Origin of the sequence: Stenotrophomonas sp. SAU14A_NAIMI4_5 (genome assembly GCF_003086795.1) — a bacterium.
Taxonomy (GTDB): domain Bacteria; phylum Pseudomonadota; class Gammaproteobacteria; order Xanthomonadales; family Xanthomonadaceae; genus Stenotrophomonas.
This window is the reverse complement of the sequence record NZ_CP026003.1, coordinates 33749-52834: the sequence shown is the minus strand read 5'-3', so window position 1 is coordinate 52834 and position 19086 is coordinate 33749. Positions and strand designations below refer to the sequence as shown.

General features: G+C 64.3%; 14 protein-coding genes and 2 pseudogenes. 10 read left to right on the top strand and 6 right to left on the bottom strand.

The genetic code is table 11. The features are described from left to right. Positions 1-89: 89 nt before the first annotated feature. Positions 90-488 carry a hypothetical protein gene (locus C1925_RS00230; RefSeq protein WP_108767175.1) on the bottom strand — a complete coding sequence of 133 codons (399 nt, stop codon included), beginning with the start codon at positions 486-488 and terminating at the stop codon, positions 90-92. 147 nt (positions 489-635) lie between these two features. Here C1925_RS00230 and C1925_RS00225 point away from each other — a divergent pair, with 147 nt between their 5' ends. Continuing rightward, on the top strand, positions 636-959 hold the full coding sequence (locus tag C1925_RS00225) for a hypothetical protein (protein WP_108767174.1): 324 nt from the start codon (positions 636-638) through the stop codon (positions 957-959). Between the two features lie 104 nt (positions 960-1063). Here C1925_RS00225 and C1925_RS00220 read toward each other — a convergent pair whose 3' ends face one another. The 4 genes from C1925_RS00220 to C1925_RS00205 form a co-directional block, all read right to left on the bottom strand. Then, entirely contained in the window at positions 1064-2452 is a 1389-nt protein-coding gene (locus tag C1925_RS00220; RefSeq protein WP_108767173.1) for an ATP-binding protein, read from the bottom strand. Further along, the gene (locus tag C1925_RS00215) at positions 2445-3182 is read right to left on the bottom strand and encodes a response regulator transcription factor (protein WP_108767172.1); all 738 of its coding nucleotides are present in this window, start codon (positions 3180-3182) and stop codon (positions 2445-2447) included. Before C1925_RS00215 ends, C1925_RS00220 begins: the two co-directional genes overlap by 8 nt. A gap of 62 nt (positions 3183-3244) precedes the next feature. After that, the gene (locus C1925_RS00210; RefSeq protein WP_216821984.1) at positions 3245-5560 is read right to left on the bottom strand and encodes a TonB-dependent siderophore receptor; all 2316 of its coding nucleotides are present in this window, start codon (positions 5558-5560) and stop codon (positions 3245-3247) included. 122 nt (positions 5561-5682) lie between these two features. After that, positions 5683-7806: a TonB-dependent receptor gene (locus C1925_RS00205; protein WP_108767171.1), complete on the bottom strand. Its 2124-nt coding sequence runs from the start codon at positions 7804-7806 to the stop codon at positions 5683-5685. A 168-nt stretch (positions 7807-7974) separates the two neighbouring features. Between C1925_RS00205 and C1925_RS00200 the strand changes: the two genes are divergently transcribed. Both C1925_RS00200 and C1925_RS00195 read left to right on the top strand, forming a co-directional pair. Continuing rightward, entirely contained in the window at positions 7975-9177 is a 1203-nt protein-coding gene (locus C1925_RS00200) for an amino acid aminotransferase (RefSeq protein ID WP_108767170.1), read from the top strand. A gap of 191 nt (positions 9178-9368) precedes the next feature. Next, a protein-coding gene (locus C1925_RS00195; protein ID WP_108767169.1) for an IS3 family transposase occupies positions 9369-10720 on the top strand; the annotation gives its coding sequence in 2 pieces (ribosomal slippage) (positions 9369-9816 and positions 9816-10720; 1353 coding nt in all). Positions 10721-10806: 86 nt separating this feature from the next. Here the strand turns inward: C1925_RS00195 and C1925_RS00190 are convergent. Next, positions 10807-12041, bottom strand: a protein-coding gene (locus C1925_RS00190; protein WP_254051360.1) for an IS3 family transposase whose coding sequence is annotated in 2 segments (ribosomal slippage) — positions 10807-11678 and positions 11678-12041 — 1236 coding nt in all. Because the reading frame shifts where the segments join, the coding sequence is not laid out codon by codon here. Between the two features lie 53 nt (positions 12042-12094). Between C1925_RS00190 and C1925_RS00185 the strand changes: the two are divergent. The 7 genes and pseudogenes from C1925_RS00185 to C1925_RS00170 all read left to right on the top strand — a co-directional run. Next, positions 12095-14050: pseudogene (locus C1925_RS00185) on the top strand (RHS repeat-associated core domain-containing protein); the annotation flags it as partial. Positions 14051-14167: 117 nt separating this feature from the next. Then, positions 14168-14533, top strand: a complete 366-nt coding sequence (locus C1925_RS21260; RefSeq protein WP_174213527.1) for a polymorphic toxin type 37 domain-containing protein — start codon at positions 14168-14170, stop codon at positions 14531-14533. Continuing rightward, on the top strand, positions 14530-14841 hold the full coding sequence (locus tag C1925_RS20845; RefSeq protein WP_159097448.1) for a hypothetical protein: 312 nt from the start codon (positions 14530-14532) through the stop codon (positions 14839-14841). Before C1925_RS21260 ends, C1925_RS20845 begins: the two co-directional genes overlap by 4 nt. Positions 14842-14869: 28 nt before the next feature. Next, positions 14870-16112, top strand: a pseudogene (locus tag C1925_RS00180) (RHS repeat-associated core domain-containing protein); the annotation flags it as partial. 502 nt (positions 16113-16614) lie between these two features. Continuing rightward, positions 16615-17019: a hypothetical protein gene (locus C1925_RS20840; protein ID WP_159097447.1), complete on the top strand. Its 405-nt coding sequence runs from the start codon at positions 16615-16617 to the stop codon at positions 17017-17019. Positions 17020-17559: 540 nt separating this feature from the next. Continuing rightward, positions 17560-18051 carry a hypothetical protein gene (locus C1925_RS00175; RefSeq protein ID WP_254051359.1) on the top strand — a complete coding sequence of 164 codons (492 nt, stop codon included), beginning with the start codon at positions 17560-17562 and terminating at the stop codon, positions 18049-18051. A gap of 277 nt (positions 18052-18328) precedes the next feature. Next, positions 18329-18640: a hypothetical protein gene (locus tag C1925_RS00170; protein ID WP_108767167.1), complete on the top strand. Its 312-nt coding sequence runs from the start codon at positions 18329-18331 to the stop codon at positions 18638-18640. The last annotated feature ends 446 nt before the right edge of the window (positions 18641-19086 follow it).

Genomic DNA, 19086 nt, shown 5'->3' with positions numbered 1-19086 from the left:
CTGCATTGCGGCGGGGCGGCCAGCTTCGGACGCCCACCGTGAAACGGCCGTGTCGGCCCCGTGCAGGCCAGGTGGCCCGCGGCGACGGGTTACTGCAGCAGCGGGCGCACCGCGGCGGTGGGAATGTGGTCCAGCGCCCGCCAGGCGTCTTCCACCACCGGCCGCGCCTGCGCCCAGCCCAGCCGGGACTGCCCACGCATCTGTTCCCAGTGCGCGGCCAGCTCCTCGCCGGTATCGGCATCACCGCCGCGCGGCCAATCGGCGGCATGGGTGGTCAGGGCGAAGGCATACACCGGGCACAGGTCGCGCCAGTTGCGGTGGCCGTTGGCGCGGCGTCGCTCGTAGTCGTTGAGCATGTACTGCAGGTAGTCCTGCGCCACCGCCTGCGGGTCTTCACGGCGGCGGGCCCGACGCAGGGGCGTTCGTGCGCCCAGGGGGTCGAGCAGGGCGTTGAACACGGACGGGGCGGGGCGTTCAAGACGGGCCATGACCGGCTCCTGCAGCAGGGCGGGTGGGCAGGAATACCGGCGGTGCCGTTATCCAGCCGTGACAGATGTGTTCATGACGCCGGGTTCGCGGCGGCTTTACCTGTGCCGCGCTGTAGTGGAGCCCCCCGCCAACGCCAGGTAATCGCCATGTCCAACCGTGACCCGCTGCGCCAGACCCATGCCCCCGTGCCGGGCGAATCCCGCGCCAAGCACGACCTGGCCGATGCCGAGGACCGTGGCGCCGGCATGAGCGTGCCGCACGAAGACGCGCTGCCGGCGGTGCATCACCCTGAACAGGCCGCGCTGGACCGCAAGGACTGCGGCGACCGCCACCGCGGTGGGCAGGAAAGCCCGCTCAAGCGCCGCGAGCGCAAGCAGCACGCCAGCGACAACCAGGACCAGGCGCTGGAAGAGACCTTCCCGGCCAGCGACCCGACCTCGCCGTTCGTGCCGGCCAAGGCGCCGGATTGACCCTGCTACCGCCGGGCATGGCCCGGCGCTACCGTCCTGCCAGACGTAGAGTCGAGCTTGCTCGACTGGCGGTTACCCGCACGAGCAGTCGAGCAAGCTCGACTCTACGATCGGGGCAGGGTGATCCGCACGCACAGCCCGCGGCCGCCGTCGCCATCCTCCAGGGCCAGCTGGCCGCCGTGCGCCTGCACCACCGCCACCGCGATGCTCAGGCCCAGCCCGGTGCCGCCATGGCGCGCGCTGCGTGAAGCCTCCAGCCGCTGGAACGGCTGCAGCATCCGCGCCCGTTCTCCGGCCGGTATGCCCGGGCCCTGGTCGGTGATGCGGATGTGGATGGCCTTGGCGTCGCCCGACGCCTCGACCTGCGCGCCGCCGCCATAGCGCCCGGCGTTGTCCAGCAGGTTGGCCAGCGCGCGCTTCAGGCTGCGCGGGAAGCCGGGATAGGCCACGCCCACCCGGCCCGTCAGCTGCACGGCATGGCCGGCCTCGCGTGCATCGTCGACCACCGTACGCAGCAGCGCGTCGATATCGATCGGCTCGCGGTCGCCGCGCAGCTGGGTGGCGCTGCTGTAGTCGAGGATGGAATCGACCAGCTCCTGCATGTCGTCCAGGTCCGCACGCCAGCGCGTGCGCACGGCCTCGTCGGCCAGCAGTTCGGTGCGCAGGCGCAGGCGGGTCAGCGGCGAGCGCAGGTCGTGCGAGACCGCCGCCAGCAGTTCCTCGCGGCCCTGCGCGGCCTGCTGCAGCTGCTGCTGCATCTGGTTGAAGGCCTGCGCGGCCTGGCGCACCTCGCGCGGCCCTTCCAGCGGCAACGGCGGAGCATTCAGATTGCGCCCCAGCGCCTGTGCGGCGTCGCCGAGGCGGGTCAGCGGCCGGGTCAGCCAGCGCACCACCAGCAGGGCCAGCAGCACGATCAGCAGGGTGCGCAGGCCGTAGATGCGCAGCAGGTAGTCGCCCAGCGCATGTGCCGGTTCCAGCTGCAGGCCGGCCTGGCCTTCGCGCACGTCGAACTGCAGCCAGTGCCCCTGCGCCGTGCGCACGCGCAGCTGGAACTGGCCGGCGACGTGGCGCGCCGACAGCACCTTGTCGTCCTCGCGGCCCTGCGCGTCGTACAGGCGCAGGCGCTGCAGGTGCAGCTCGCGCGGCGTGCCCAGTTCGCCCTGCAGCGATGCACGCAGCAGCTGCTCCACGGCGCGGTCACGCGCGCGCAGCGAGACGTGGCCGCCATCGTCGACGGCCCGCACCGTCAGGTCGGCCGTGGACAGCACCGCAGGGTCGGCACCGGCCAGCGGCGAGTCAGGGGCTTCCAGCAGGCGCAGGGTCTGCGCCACGTGCGCGGCGGTCAGCCGCGCGGGTATCTCGGCCACGCGCTCATAGCGGGCGTCGTGCCACACGGTGCCGGTCAGCAGCTGCGCCAGCAGCATGCCCGCCACCAGCACCAGCACCAGCCGCCCGTACAGCGTGCGCGGCCAGCCCAGGCGCGCCTCAGCCATCGGCCTGCACCGGCCCGGCCAGGCAGTAGCCGCGGTTGCGCACGGTGCGGATCAGCAGCGGCGCGCGGCTGTCATGTTCCAGCATCTGCCGCAGCCGGCTGATGCACATGTCGATGCTGCGATCGCTGGGCATGCGGTCGCGGCCGTACACCTGTTCCACCAGGAAATCGCGCTCGAGCACTTCGTCGGGATGGCGCAGGAACAGCTGCAGCGCGCTGAAATCGGTCTCGCCCAGCAGGTGGCGGCGGCCATCGTCGGCCTGCAGCAGGTGGGTGCGCGGGTCCAGGGTCCACCCGGAGAAACGCAGCCGTGCCACCTCCGCCGTGGCGGCCGGGGCCGCCTGCACGGGCGCCTGCCGCCGCAGTACCGCACGCAGCCGCAGCAGCAGCTCGCGCGGGTCGAACGGCTTGGCCATGTAGTCATCGGCGCCCACTTCCAGGCCAAGGATGCGGTCGGCCGGGCGGCCACGCGCGGTCAGCATGATCACCGGCAGGGCGGTCTGCTCGCGCAGCTGCTGGCACAGCGCCAGCCCATCCTCGCCGGGCAGCATCAGGTCCAGCACCACCGCGTCGAAGGTCCCGGCAGCCAATGCCGCGCGCATGCCATCACCATCGCCGGCGACGACGGTCTGCAGGCCCTGTTGGCCCAGGTACTGGGCGAGCAGGGCGCCGATCTCCGGATCGTCATCGACGACCAGGATGCGGGCGGGCGGGGTTTGGGACTCGGGCATGGACGCATCTTCCCAGATGCAGCACCGGCCTGCAGGGCTGCAGGCCGGTGCCACGGCCACGCTTAGAAGCGTGCGCGGATGCTGAAGGTGGTGGTACGCGGCTCGCCGAAGATCAGCCCGTCGTAGAAGCCGTACTGGGTGTAGTACAGCTTGTCGGTCAGGTTGTTCACGTTCACCGCCAGCTGCACGGTGTCGGTCAGGTCATAGCGCGCCATCAGGTTGACCAGGGTGTAGCCCCCCATCGGCAGGTTGCTGGCGTCGTACTTGCCGCCGCCCAGCGGGCGACCCGGGTTGGTCGACATCACCGTGCCGCTCTGCATCGACAGGCCCCCGCCCACGGTCAGCTTCGACAGTGCGCCGGGCAGGGTCCACGAGGTGTTCAGGCGCAGCAGGTGACGCGGGTCCTGCTGGTAGGACAGGCCGTCGACCTGCAGCCAGGTGTAGCCGGCATACACGTTCCAGCCCTGCGCCAGGCGACCGGACACTTCCAGGTCCGCACCCTTGGACACCACGCCGTCCACCGCACGGTAGATGTTGAAGCCGGTCACCGGGTGCACTTCACCGGTGCTCTCGGCCACGTTGTTCTGCTCGTTGCGGAACACGGCCAGCGCGGCATTCAACGCACCGTCGGCCCACTCACCCTTGATGCCGGCTTCGTAGCTCTTGCCGGTCACCGGGTCGAGCAGGGTGTCGTTGGCATCACGCACGTTGCCCTGCGGGCTGAACACATCGGTGTAGCTCACGTACGCCGAGTAGTTCGCAGCGAAGTCCCACACCAGGCCCGCGTACGGGGTCACCACCTGCTGGTCGCCCGTGGCGGCACCGCGGGTGCGCACGTCGGCCTTGCTGTAGGTCTGGGTGTAGGTCTTGTAGTTGCTCACGCGGGTGCCCAGCACCAGCGACAGCGGCTCGGCCAGGCTGAAGCGGCCGGCCAGGTAGCCACCCACGTTCTGGGTGATGGTCTTGGTGCGGGCCGGGGTGCGGAAGGTCTCGAACGGCGCGTAGCTGCCGTCCCAGGTGCGCCAGTCGTCGATCGGTAGGCCGACCGCACGGTACTGGCAGCCGCTCCACGGGGCGACGCCGGCGATGGTGCAGTTGCCCAGCGCGGCGCTGAAGGCGTAGTCGGTGATCTCGCTGCGGTAGCCGTTGAAGCCGGCCATCAGCTGGTGCTCGCGGCCGAACAGCTGCAGCGGGCCGCTGACGCTGATGTCGAGGTTGTCGCGGCGGGTTTCCGATTCGTTGTGGATGGCGTTGAGGAACGCGCCGCTGCCATCAGGGTTCCAGAAGCCGGCGAAGCCCTTGCCCGGTGCGGCGTTGTTGACTTTGGCCACGCCGTAGTTGGTGTAGCTCTCGCCGCTGTCATGGGCGAACGCCACGCGCAGCTTCCAGTCCGCGCCCAGGCCCTGTTCCACGCTGCCGAACACGGAGGTGTTGTCACGCTTGGCCACGCTCCAGTCGGCGGCCGGGTTGGTGCTGCGCGACAGGTTGGTGCGGGTGCCGTCGGCCCACCAGATCGGCACGTTGCTGCCCCACGAACCGCCACCGTTGCGGGTGCGCTCGTACTGCACGCCCAGGTTCACCACGGTGGCATCACCCAGGTCGGCTTCGAAGCTGGCCAGGCCGCCCAGGCGCTGCACGTCCTCGCGCTGGCGGAAGGTGTCCGAATCCTCGGCGCTGACCACGAAGCGGCTGCGCACGCGGCCATCGGCGGTCAGCGGCACGTTGACGTCGCCCATCAGGCGGCGCTTGTCGTGGCTGCCCAGGGTCAGCGAGGCGGCACCACCGAACTCACGGGTCGGGCGCTTGCGCTCCAGGTACACCGTGGCCGACGGGTCACCGGTGCCACCGAGCAGGCCGTTGGCGCCGCGCACCACCTGCACGTGGTCGTACAGGTCCATGTTCAGGCCGGCACCGCCGCCGCTGAAGCTGCTGGCGCCGTTGATCAGCATGCCATCGACCTTGAAGTTGCCGACGTCGAAGCCGCGCGCACGGAAGGTGGTGCGGCCGGCGTTGTCCAGCGAATAGGTGGTGATGCCGGTGGTGCTGGTCAGCACGTCGTTGATGGACTCGATCTGCAGGTCATCCATCTGCTGGCGGGTGACCGTGGTCACCGACTGCGGGGTCTGCCGCAGGCTCAGGTCCAGGCCAATGGCGGCCTTGCTGATCGGCAGGGTGTAGCTGTCCGCCTGTGACTGGCGACGCGCGGTCACTTCCAGACCATCCAGGGTGGTCGGGTTGGCATCGGCCGGTGCTTCGGCGTGGGCCGCCAGCGGCAGCGCCAGGACGACAGCCAGGGCAAGAGCCCGTCGGCCAAGGGCAGACGGGCACGGCAGGGCAGCGCGCGGCAGGCCCGCGCGGGTGAGGGCATCAGCAGTCACAGGGGGAGTCCTTATCGGAGATTCAAATGGGATCGATTCCCATTTGCGTCATGATAGCGACGCGCCCTGCGTTACCGGTTCGTGAAGATGTAAGCGTATGTAACGCAGCGCGTCCGAATGGATCAGCGCCACGACCACTGCAGGCCCACGCTGGCGCGCCGGTCCGGGGCTGGCTCGTAGAAACGGCCGTTGCCATCGTTGACGATCACCGAGCCGATGTAGGCCTGGTCGAGCAGGTTGTCCAGCCGCGCGAAGGCACGCAGGTCACCGCCGGGCAGGGTCCAGCGGCGCCCGGCTTCCAGGTTCAGCACGGTGTAGCCGGGCGCGCGCTCGGTGGCCAGGTCGTTCACCACCGTGTCGCTGCTGGCATTGGCTTCCAGCGCCCACTGCCAGTCGCCGGGCGACCACTGCAGGCGGGCGAAGGCCTGCTGCCGCGGCACGCCGGGCAGGCGGCTGCCGGCCGCCACCACCGTGTCGGGCACGCGGCAACCACTGCCACCGCAGGTCAGGTACGGCGAACGCACCTGTGCCTGCAGCCAGGTCCAGGCCAGCTGCAGTTCCCACTGCTCGGCCAGTGGCTGCTGGTACTGCAGTTCCACGCCCTGGCGGCGGGTACGGCCGATGTTGCGGTAGGTGCTGCGGCCATTGGTGTTGCTGGCAACGGCCAGCTCATCGTCGGTAACGGCGCGGAACACGCTGACATCGAGCTGGGTTCCGTTCTGCGCGTGCCACTTGCTGCCGACCTCGAAGTTGCGGCTGCGCGCGGCCGACAGGTCCAGCGCCAGGCCGGCCTGGCCGTCGCTGCGGTAGCCCAGCTCGTTGAAGGTGGGGGTTTCGAAGCCGCGTCCGACGGCGGCGTGCAGGCGCCACTGCGGGGTCGCCTCGAAGCTGACCCCGGCCACCGGCGTGGTCGCCTGGTAGCGGCGGCGGCCACTGTCGTCGGGGTTGCTGCCGGTGATGTAGCGGTCATCGGATTCGAAGCGCACGGCACTGTGGCGCACGCCGGCCAGCAGCGACCAGCGCGGGCTCCACTGCCACCACGCCTGGGCGAACTGGTCGACGTTCTGCACGGTGTCGATCTGGTCGCGGCGCAGGCGGCCGCGCACGCCCAGGGTGCTGCCGACGAAGTTCTCGTAGCCGGTGCGGTGCTGGCGCTGGCGGTCGGCACTGATGCCCGCCACCACGTCCAGCGGGCGCCCGGCCAGGTCACCGTTCCAGCCCCAGCGCGCGTCCGCGCCGCCATAGCCGCCGTCCAGGTCGATCACGCCGCCGGCGTGCAGCGGGTTGGCCTGCGCGGTGGGCGGAATCGGCAGGAACTGGGTCACCGCGCGCTGCCCGGCGTAGCCCATCAGCTGCCAGCGCTGGGCGCCGCTTTCGCGGGTCCAGCGCAGGCCGGCCTGCTGCTGCCGCACGGATTTGCGGGTGTTGTACTGCTCGGCCACGGCCGTGGCCTGGCGCGGGTTGGCCGCCACCTGGGCGCGGGTCAGGCCCAGCGGGTCCTGCGCATCAGGGGCATCCAGCGCGTTGAGCAGCAGCTCCAGGCGGCCGCCGCCGACTTCAGCGCCCAGCCGTGCGTTGAGCGACTCACGCCGCGCCTCGCTGTGGTCGCGCCAGCCGTCGGTGTGGAAGTGGTTGGCGGCGATGTTGTAGTCGATCACCGGGCCGGCACCGCGCAGCTGCGCGCCGACGCTGACCGTGTTGTCGGCACCGGCGTTCACCCGCAGCCGCCACGGATCGCCGGCCTGGCCCTGCGCGCTCCACACCTGCAGCACGCCGCCGGAGGAGTTGCCGTACAGGGCGGAGAACGGGCCGCGCAGCACCTCGATGCGCTCGGCACCAAGCAGGCTGGCGTGCGACAGCTGGCCCTGGCCATCGGGCATGGTGGCCGGCACGCCATCGATCAGCACCCGCACGCCGCGCACGCCGAAGGTGGAGCGCGCACCGAAGCCGCGGATCGACAGCTGGGTGTCCTGCGCATAGTTCTGGCGATCACGGGCCAGCACCCCAGGCACCCCGGCCAGCGCCTCGGACACCTGCACCCCGGGCCCGCTGCGGTCGTCGCCCACCCACACCGTGTCCTGGCTGGCCGGCAGCGCGAACGGATCGATGCCCTGCACGCGTGCGGCCTGCACTTCCACGGTCGGCAGCTGCTGCGTGGCAGGGTCGGCGGCGTTCTGGGCCAGCACCGGCAACGGCAGCAGGGCGATCAGCAGGGGCAGGCGGCGGGGCTCCAGGAAATCGTTCATCGTTCAGCTACACGCACGGCGGGGAAACAACACGCCATGGTACGGGCTGCGGCGTGACGATGGCCGCCGCGCGGGTGGCACGCTTTGTTACGATGGCATGGCTGTGGCCGACGGCCGCTGCTTCACGACCCGCGCTTCTTCTCCCCCTCAAATAGAACGAGTACTGCCGTGTCCTTCTTTGCAAACGTGGAACTGGTCCCGGGCGACCCGATCCTGGGCCTGACCGAGGCGTACAACGCCGACAGCCGCCCGACCAAGGTCAACCTGGGTGTGGGCATCTACTACGACGAGAGCGGCCGCATTCCGCTGCTTCGCGCCGTCAAGCAGATCGAGCAGCAGCTCGCCACCGAAGCCAAACCGCGTGGCTACCTGCCGATCGACGGCCTGCCTGCGTACACGCAGGCGACCCGTGAACTGGTGTTCGGCAAGGATTCGCCGCTGCTGGCCGCCGGCCGCGTCACCACCGCACAGACCGTCGGTGGCAGCGGTGCGCTGCGCGTCGGCGCCGACGTGCTGAAGAAGCTGCTGCCGCACGCCACCATCGCCATCAGCAACCCGAGCTGGGAAAACCACCGCGCGGTGTTCGGTGCTGCTGGCTTCGACGTGGTCGAGTACACCTACTTCGACGCCGCCACCCATGGCGTGGATTTCGACGGCATGCTGGCCGATCTGCAGAAGCTGCAGGCCGGCACCGTGGTGCTGCTGCACGCCTGCTGCCACAACCCTACCGGCGCCGACCTCACCGTCAGCCAGTGGAAGCAGGTGGCCGAAGTCCTGAAGGACAAGCAGCTGTTCCCCTTCATCGACATGGCCTACCAGGGCTTCGACAAGGGCATCGAGCAGGATGCCGCCGCCGTGCGCATCATCGCCGAAGCCGGCATCGACAGCTTCATCGTCGCCAACTCGTACTCCAAGTCGTTCTCGCTGTATGGCGAACGCGTGGGTGCGCTGTCGATGGTCGCCCCGACCGCCGCTGATGCGAAGGCCGTGCAGTCGCAGGTCAAGCGCGTGATCCGCACGATCTACTCCAGCCCGTCCACCCACGGTGCCGCGCTGGTGGCCGGCGTGCTGACCAACCCGGACCTGCGTGAGATGTGGGAGCAGGAACTGACCGAGATGCGCGAGCGCATCCACGCCCTGCGCCAGGGCCTGGTCGAAAAGCTCGCCGCCGCCGGTGCCCCGCAGTTCGCCTTCATCAACGAACAGGCCGGCATGTTCTCCTACTCCGGCCTGAGCCGTGAGCAGGTCGAACGCCTGCGCGACGAGTTCGGCATCTACGCCGTCGGCACCGGCCGCATCTGCGTGGCCGCGCTGAACCAGAACAACCTGGAGTACGTCGCCAAGGCCGTGGCCACCGTCGCCAAGGGCTGAAGCAACACCGCAAAGTTGACCCGTCCTGCCATAGGTTGACACCTACGGGGTGGATGAACCGGCCGCCATCAGGCGGCCAAGGACGCCCGATGCATCGCATCGGGCGTCTGCATTTTAAGGGACAGGTGGGGGCGTTCGGCGTTTGAAGTGACCCCCTGGAGTTGGACACCTGATCCAACCCAGAGGGTTATATGAATAGATATGAGGTTCGTTTCAAATTGCAGGTGGCCAAAGAGGCCTGCAAGACCTCCACATCGGTCAAGGCGGTTGCTCGCCGCTATGGTCTGGAGTTCTCCACGGTGAGGCGGTGGGCAGCGACCTTCCGGTTGCATGGTCGACAGGGGTTTCACCGCAAAGCCCGATCCTACGATCTCCAGTTCAAGCTGGCTGTCCTGGAGAAGATGAGCCAGGACGGCATGTCCGCACGGGAGGCCACCACCCACTTCCAGATTGGCGATGCCGGCGCGGTGGGACAGTGGCGGCGGCTGTATGCTGAGGGCGGCGCCCAAGCGTTGGCGCCTCCACCATTACCGCCTGAAAAGCCGATGAAAAAGACCCGCTCGTCCAAGCCAGCCGAGGACATGAGCCGCGATGAGCTCCTCAAGGAAGTGGCCTATCTGCGTGCGGAGACCGCTTACCTAAAAAAACTCGATGCCTTGATCCGGGAAGAGCAGGCAGCGCAGCGTGCAAAGCGCAAGCCATCGAAGGGTTGAGGCATAACTACGCACTGCCGCTGTTGCTCGAGGCGGCCGAGCTTTCACGCAGCACGTTCTATTACCAGGTGAATGCCTTAGCCCATCCAGGTGAGGGCGAGGAGGAACTGCGCGAGCGCATCCGTGCGATTTACGATGAACACGAAGGGCGCTACGGCTACCGCCGCGTAACGCTGGAGCTGACCAATCAGGGCGAAGCCATCAACCACAAGCGGGTGCAGCGGCTGATGGCCGAGCTGGACCTGCAGTCGCGGGTGCGCATCAAGCGCTACCGCGCGTTCAAGGGTGCGGCCAACGTCGTGGTGCCCAACGAAATGGACCGTCAATTTGAAGCCCAAATGCCCAACCAGAAGTGGGTGACCGACGTAACCGAGTTCAAGGTGCAGGGCATGAAGCTCTATCTTTCGCCGATCATGGACCTCTACAACGGTGAAATCGTGGCCTACCAGATGAAGCGCCGACCGGTGTTCGACTTGGTGGGCGAGATGCTGGATCAAGCGATCAAGAAGCTCTCGCCCGAAGATCGACCGATGATCCACTCCGACCAAGGCTGGCATTACCAGCACGAAAAATACCGCCACACGCTCGCAAAGCACTCGCTGAAACAGAGCATGTCCCGGCGCGGCAACTGCCTGGACAATGCGGCCATGGAGAGCTTCTTCGGGACGCTGAAGTCGGAATTCTTCTACCTGAAGACCTTTGACAGCATCGAAAGGCTGGAAGCCGGGCTAATGGAGTACATCCGGTACTACAACGAAGACCGTATCCGATTGAAACTAAAGGGCCTGAGCCCGGTAAAGTACCGGCAGCAGGCCGCGTTGGCCGCCTGATCCCCCAACTGTCCAACTTTTGGGGGTCACTTCATGACCCGTCCTGCCATAGGTTGACACCTACGGGGTGGATGAACCGGCCGCCATCAGGCGGCCAAGGACGCCCGATGCATCGCATCGGGCGTCTGCATTTTAAGGGACAGGTGGGGGCGTTCGGCGTTGTAGATACCTACTGCCTCAGCCACCATCTGGCGGGCCTGTCCAAGATCCCGCGGGCGATGAAGCAGAAACTCGCATTTCAGGATCCCGTTGACTCGCTCTGCCAGAGCATTCTGATAGCAGTCATAGCCGTCGGTCATCGAGCAGGTCAGGCCATGCTTGGCGTGGATACGCTGGTAGTTGTCCGAGCAGTACTGGATGCCCCGGTCCGAGTGATGGATCAGCCGCTGCTTCGTTTTCCGGGCTTTCAGGGCCATCTCCAGTGCTTGCACGGCATGTTCGGTCTGCAACGTCTCATCCACGCTCCAGCCCACAATCTTGCGTGACCAGGCATCGGTAACCAGGCTCAGGTAAACGAATTTTCCATCTGTGGGCAGATAGGTGATGTCAGCCACCCACACCTGTTCGCAACCATTAGGAACTACGCAGCCTTCTCCGGGTTTGAGCAGGTTGGGATGTTTGCGGAAGCGATGATGGCTATCGGTGGTCTTGTGATACGCGCGACGTTGCGGCACCAGCAGGCGTGCCTCTCGCAGCACGTCAAATAGCCGGTCACGCCCGAGATCGATCCCCGCCGCCTGCAGTTTCGGCTCAATCAGATGGTGCAGTTTGCGCGTACCTACTCGAGGCTGGCGCGCGCGGCAGTCGTTCACAAGCGCCAGTGCCGTGGCATCGGCAGCGTCTCGCTGCTGCTGACGGTGTCCAGCCTGATAGAACGCCTGCCGACTGATGCCGAAGTGGCGGCAAGCCCTGGCCACGCTTACGCCTTTGAGGCGCCTTTGCGTGAGGACTTGCCGGAAGGCTTTTTTACGATTTTCACCCCGTAATCCTCTTTGAGAACGTCCACGATGGCCTCGAAGAGCTGCGCCTTCTCGTTTGCCTCCCGCAACTGGACCTGCAGGGCCTTGATCTGTTGTTCCGGCGTAAGCGGCTTGGCCGCCCCGGCTTTGGGGACAGTGCTCATGGGAGGCAATGATGCCCCAGCCGACCAATCTTGCCGACCATGCCGGCGAAGCCAAGAGAGCACCGTGCTGCGCCCTTGGATCCCGTAGCGCTCCTGGGCCTTTTTGTAGGTCAGTTCGCCGCGCTCGACCTGATCGACCACCGATAACTTGAAGGCCAGCGAGTAATCCCGCTGGCTGCGCCTGATTGTTGATTTCATTGAACATTCCTTTTCCAGAGGGAAAAGGTGTCAACCCAATTCAGGACGGGTCAACCGAGCCCGATGGCAGCAGCGTGACCTATGTCTACGACGCTGCGCAGCGGCTGACCGACGTGGCTGACAGTGCCGGCAACACGATCCATTACACGCTGGACAATGCCGGCAACCGCCTTGACGAAAATACCGTGGATGCAGGCGGCACGCTGCGGCGTACCTTGGCCCGTACCTACAACACCCTGGGCCAGCTGACCGTTTTGAAGGATGCCAGCGGCCACGCCACCGGCTTCACCTACGATGCCAACGGCAATCCGCAGACGGTCACCGACGCCCTGCAGCGCGTGACCCGCCAGCAGCATGATCCGCTGAACCGGCTGGCGCAGACCCTGCAGGACGTGGGCGGCGTGGAGGCGGAGATCCGCAGCCAGTACAACGCGCTGGACCAGGTGACCCAGGTGACTGACCCAAAGGGCCTGCATACCACCTACGCCTACAACGGCTTCGGCGACCTGACCACACAGATCAGCCCGGACAGCGGCAGTACCGGTTTCACCGTGGACAGTGCAGGTAACCGCAAGACCCGCACCGATGCGCGCGGTATTACCGCTACCTACAGCTATGACGCGCTCAATCGTCTGGTTGGCGTGGCCTACCCTGACCCCAACATGGATGTGGGCTATCACTACGACGTGGCCCCGGCGGTGTGTGCAAGCGACGAGAGCTTTGCTACCGGCCGGCTGGGGCAGGTGCTGCATGCCAATGGCAGCACCCAGTACTGCCATGACCGCTTCGGGCAGATCACCCGCAAGGTGCAGACCGTGAACGGCGTCAGCAGCACCTTGCGCTACACCTATAGCAAGTCCGGTCGCCTCGCATCGCTGACCTATCCGGATGGCAGCGTGGCTGACTACGTGCGGGACACGCTGGGCCGCATCAATCAGATCGGTCTGACCCGGCCAGGGCAGGCGCGGCAGGTCGTGGTCAACGACGTGACCTATGCGGCATTCGGCCCGGCCACTGGCTGGACCTATGGCAACGGCCGGCAACTGAAGCGCCCGCTGGATCTGGACTATCGCCCGCAAGCTGTGCACGACCCGGCTGCCGGTGGCCTGTCCCTGGGCTTTGGCTATGACGCCGTGGGCTCGATCACCGAGTTGAAGAACGGCACCGGTTCAGCCGTGCTTGCGAAATACGCCTATGACACGCTGGGTCGCCTGACCCAGACCCAGGACGGTGCAACGGCCACGCCGATCGAAACCTACGGCTATGACGCCACCGGCAATCGCACCTCGCTGACCACGTCGGCGGGTACTTCGACCTACAGTTACCCGGCTGACAGCCATCATCTGGTGGCGGTGGGCGGCGAAGCGCGTGGCCACGATGCTGCAGGCAACACGACCAGCATTGGTGGCAAGGCCTTCACCTACAACGACGCCAATCGCATGAACGCGGTCAAGCTGGGGGGCGTGGTGGCCGAGCGCTACGGCTACAACCATCGCGGCGAGCGCGTACTGCGCGCGCCCGAAGGCGGGGATGCGCAGATCACGGTCTACGACGAAGCAGGGCAGTGGCTCGGCAACTACTCGGCAACGGGGCAAGCCCTGCAGCAGGCGATCTGGCTGGACAACTACCCGGTAGCACTCATCTATGTGGCTGATGCCGGTGTTCCGGAGCTTGCTTACATCCAGCCCGATCACCTGGGCACGCCGCGCGTGGTGATCGATCCGGTGCGCGATGTTGCGATCTGGGAGTGGAACAGCAAGAGCGAGGTGTTTGGCGACCAGGCGCCGGCCAATGATCCCGACGGGGATGGTGTGGCGTTTGACCTCGCGATGCGTTTTCCGGGGCAGCAGGCGACGGATGCGAGTGGGATGTTCTACAACTACCAGCGGGAGTATGACCCGACGGTGGGGCGGTACTCGCAGAGTGATCCGATTGGGTTGAAGGGAGGAGTAAGTACCTTCTCATACGCTCTGGCAAGACCGACTAGCGATCTCGATGCGCTGGGCCTCCAATCTGCAGCGGCCCGCCAAGCGGCAATACAGCGTGCCCATTCAACAGGCTTCCCATCCTCGAGCGGAGACTACTACCACCCTGACCTCGGATACGTCCCTGCAGACCAAGGACCGATGCTCTACCCGCACGACTTCCTGATTCCGGGGTACATTGCTCTGGAGACTATGTTCCCTGCGCTGCCACTTGGCATTGACATCTTTGCGCGAAAGGAGCCAAAGGATGCTCGTGACCCGAGCGGCGCGAAAGCTCCCGGACTTCCGGGCGATTCAGAAGGCTTCTGTCCGGGCAAGAAGGGCCCGAAATGGGTGAAGGCTCCGAATGGCCGAGGTTACGGTTGGGAAGATAGCTCAGGCAATGTCTGGATCCCGACGGGACCCAAGACGGATGCTCCCAATGATGCGCATGGTGGCCCACATTGGGACGTGCAGTTGAAGCGGGGCGGATACATCAATGTATACCCAGGGGGACTTCGTCGATGAACGATCAAAAAGTTGTGCTGAACGCGGAACGAGTAGTCTTCTACTCGATGACAGATGAAAGGTCATTCTTTGAGTGGCTTGACAAGATGCCATTCGTATTGGATGTCGTAGGTCGAGGCCTTGTGATTGAAATAACGGTCGATACGTCGATGGTGGATGACGATGGACTCAGGGAGCTAATCGCATTTTTTCAGCGTTACCGAGTATCGATGCGACAATTGCGTGTATTCGATTGTGAGCAGTTCTCCCATTGGTTCAAGCGTCGTAATACGTTCTGGTACAAGAAAGTATTTTCTGATCCTCACTGAATCGCGCAGCATCATTCCGATCTAAAGCTATGAAGCGCTTAAACGTCCGTTGAGGGTGGCGCACCCCGACGACAACACGGCCATGACCGCTTCGGCCAGATCACCCGCAAGGTGCAGACCGTGAATGGCGTCGCCAGCACCTTGCGCTACGCGTACAACAAGTCCGGTCGCCTCGCATCGCTGACCTATCCGGATGGCAGTGTGGCTGACTACGTGCGCGACACGTTGGGCCGCATCAGCCAGATGGCCTGACCCGGCCGGGGCAGGCGCGGCAGGTGCTGGCCAATGGAATTACATATGCAGCCATCGGCCCAGCCACCGGCTGGACCTACGGCAACGGCCGCCAGTTGCAGCGCCCCCTGGATCTGGACTATCGCCCGCAGGCTGTGCACGACCCGGCTGCCGGTGGCCTGTCCCTGGGCTTTGGCTATGACGCGGTGGGCTCGATCACCGAATTGAAGAACGGCACCGGTTCAGCCGTGCTTGCGAAGTACGCCTATGACACGCTGGGTCGCCTGACGCACACCCAGGACGGCGCAACCGGCACGCCAATTGAAACCTATGCCTACGATGCAACGGGCAATCGCACCTCGTTGACCACCTCGGCGGGTACGTCGACCTACAGCTATCCGGCTAACAGCCATCATCTGGTGGCGGTGGGCGGCGATGCACGAAACCACGACGCAGCAGGCAACACGACCAGCATCGGTGGCAAGACCTTCGCCTACAACGACGCCAATCGCATGAATGCCGTCAAGCTGGGTGAGATTGTGGCCGAACGCTACGGCTACAATCATCGTGGCGAGCGCGTACTGCGCGCGCCCGAAGGCGGGGATGCGCAGATCACGGTCTACGACGAAGCCGGGCAGTGGCTCGGCAACTACTCGGCAACGGGGGAAGCCCAGCAGCAGGCGATCTGGCTGGACAACCACCCGGTAGCACTCATCAATGTGGCCGGCAGCGGTGTTCCGGAACTTGCTTACATCCAGCCCGATCACCTGGGCACGCCGCGCGTGGTGATCGACCCGGTGCGGGATGTTGCAATTTGGGAGTGGAGCAACAAGACCGAGGTGTTTGGCGACCAAGCGCCGGCCAATGATCCTGACGGCGATGGCGTGGCGTTTGATCTCGCGTTGCGCTTCCCGGGGCAGCAGGCGACGGATGCGAGTGGGATGTTCTACAACTACCAGCGGGAGTATGACCCGGCGGTGGGTAGGTACTCGCAGAGTGATCCGATTGGGTTGCTGGGAGGAGTGTCTACGTATTCTTACGTTGGAGGACGGGTGCTATCGTCAGTAGATCCACTCGGGCTTATCGCATATGTTTGCGTAAAGAACGGCACAAATGTCGGCATTTCGCTCCCTATCAATTTCCAAGGCGCATCTGGTGAACAGGTAAGAAGTGTTTCACAAGCGATTGAGAAGGCTTGGACCGGTCGATTTGGCAAGTATCAAGTGACGACCGTCGTGACCCCAATTGCGCGCTACGATGAGGTGTCGACAAATGCAGTCGTTCTCAGGGATGGCGTTGGCGAGTAGTGGGTTAACCGAGTATTCATGAATGAAGGGCTTTGGTATACGCCTGGCCAGCTTGGTGAAACCACGTTCGCGCATGAGGCTGGGCATCTCATGGGCCTTGGAGATTACGGGCCGGGCATAAAGGGAAGAAGGATAGACATGAGTTCGGTGAATGAGGAAAACGTCAAGGACGTACGTAGAGCGGGAAACGGCGCGGTAAGGAGGGGGTGCGGCTGTGAGTAGGATAGTCCTCCTCGTGGTTATTGCTGCATTGCTTTCGTCATGCAGGAGAGATGAGTTAAGTGTTTTAAGTGGTCGCTACGATGTCTGCGCCAAGCTCGGCAACGCGACCTACTCAGTACTAGAGCCGGGCCTCGACTATGACGTCGGTGAGATCATGGAGTCAGGCAGAAGGATTGAAGTGCTGATGGGTGGGCATCCAGGATTTTCTACGTCTACTTTGGTGAAAGGGCTTTCGGCCGTTGATGGCTTCGAAATAATTGCGCAGTCCCGTCAACGTGATTCGGATGTGGTTCTTTTCGCATTAGCTACTGGTTCTCCTCAGGGACCGACCTACGTCAGGCTCTCTTCTCGTGACCTGAGTGGTGACTGGGGGCCCATCAAGAACGGATTTCTAGTAAGTTGCAATCGACAAGGTTAGCGCGCTGGCCTGTGGGTCCGCGCGGGAGGAGTCGGCGAGCGTCTGGCGTATGGATGATTTATTTGCAGATTTAAGCCCTTGGATTGTCGCCTGAAGATCTTGGGATTCAGGTTGGATGCGCCTCACCCGTGCTCGCTAAGCCTCGCTATGATCGCCTGGATATTCTTGGCAGTGTTGGCGATTTTCTGGTGAGTTGGCGCTAAAAATGATGACCGTACCGCTCCGAGTTATTGGAATTTCTATTGATTTCGTAATCTTGGCGTGGGGTCTGTTTGTTATGGACAGGATCCTGGTCGAGACCGAGCCCTGAGGAGAGCCTGTTCGTGCAGGGCAGTTCTCGTGACGACGTCTGGAATTACCTGGTGATGTAAGTGCTGGGCGTAGACGAACAGACCTTCGACCTGAGCTTGCTGGACAATGCAGAAGCCGCAGAGGAGCGTGTGCTGCGGGAATGCCGTACGCGGTTGGAAGGGGCGCCAAGGCTGATCATCTGTGTCTACCAGATGATCGGGTTCGGAAGAGCATTAAGAGGAGATCTAAGTGCAAGTAGAAGCCATACTGCGCGCAGCGCTGCTGCTCTTGCCAATGCTTGGGGGGTGCAGCATCAACAAGGTTCAACACGCGGAGTGGAAATCGAACTGGGTAGATGTTTCATCCGATGCGATCATCCCTGGAAATTCCATGGCTCTACCGCTTGATCGCATTTCCACGCTTGATCCGGATAGTGAAGGTGCCATTGCGGAGTGGATGTTGAGGAATTCGGTGATCGTGGTATCAGCATCAGAGGTTGAAGGGAAGATTGATTCGATGCCGTCGATTGGCCTGAAGCCAGCATCCGGGGAGAGCGTTTATCTCGTCAGGACCGCTTCGGACGAAGGACATGGCAAGTTCATAGGCTTCGTCAACGACAAGGGACTTCTCATCATGTATGGGGTCATGGGCGGGTGCGGTGAGCAGAAGCACCGGGTGGTTGCCGTGAGTCTGCGGGAGAAGCCCGCCAACGTGTTCGGCAGGTGCTCGGCAGCGCTTTAGTGCACTGAAGATCGAGCAGCGGTAAAGATCGACTGGCTGGGCATCCACTCGATCCATCTGGTGCGCCCGGAGATCTTCCTGATGCTGGTGTGGGTACCCGTTGGCTGGGGAGAGACGAGCCTCGCCGTCATGGTGTGTGACGTCGAAGACGTGGTCCGAGGGCGGCCCTGCAACTGGGATGCGGATAGCCGAGCTGACATCGATACCGGTGCAATAAGGGCAATGCATGAAATGCTGGGGAACCGGCCCAAGGGCTGCGGCTGCGGAGGATAGGTTGATGGCGTGGGTGTTGGTTGCATTCTATGTGGTTCTCTCGGTGCTTACGTACTTCGCAATGGTCGGCAGAACTCCTACCAGGAGGCTCTTTCCCGCGTTTGGAATCATCGCTGTTCAGATAGCTGCGCTGGTATGGATCCAGATCATTGCTAGAGCCCTGGGCTCGCATTCCGGCCGCGGGTCCTATTCCCTTGGAGTCGGCGAGCTCTATCTCGCCATCCGGCCCATCCTCTTGTTCCATGTTGCTGTATGCGTGGCGCTTGTCCTGATACTTCTGGTTACTCTGACCGGAAAGAAGCCGGGTAGCGATTGACTATCGGCCCCAACGCCGACTGGTACCGGCTATCGTTACGCTCCGGGGCTGGAGGCCCAGCAGTTGCATCGAGCTTGCTTGACTGAATCGCTGAGATGTTCCAAAACAACTATGCGGGGCTATCGCACCGAATGAAATTTCCCACGTCGTTGACTGGCAAGCTTTCGAGAAACGCACATAGATTTCTGCCGGTCATTGTGTTGGCATTTACAGTCTCTGGCTGCATGGAAGTTGCAAGCACTGAGTATGCTGACCGTAACCACGCCATCTCTAGGGATGCAATCGGCAAATCGAAGTGGTTGCCTGAGTGGTTGCCCAAAGATGCTGTCGACATACGCGAGGCGCATGACATGGACACCAATGAGTCTTGGTTGATCTTCCGTCCGACCAGTGGGACGCTGACGTTGCCCGAAGATTGCAGGCCAACAGGCAGGGCAGAGATGCCC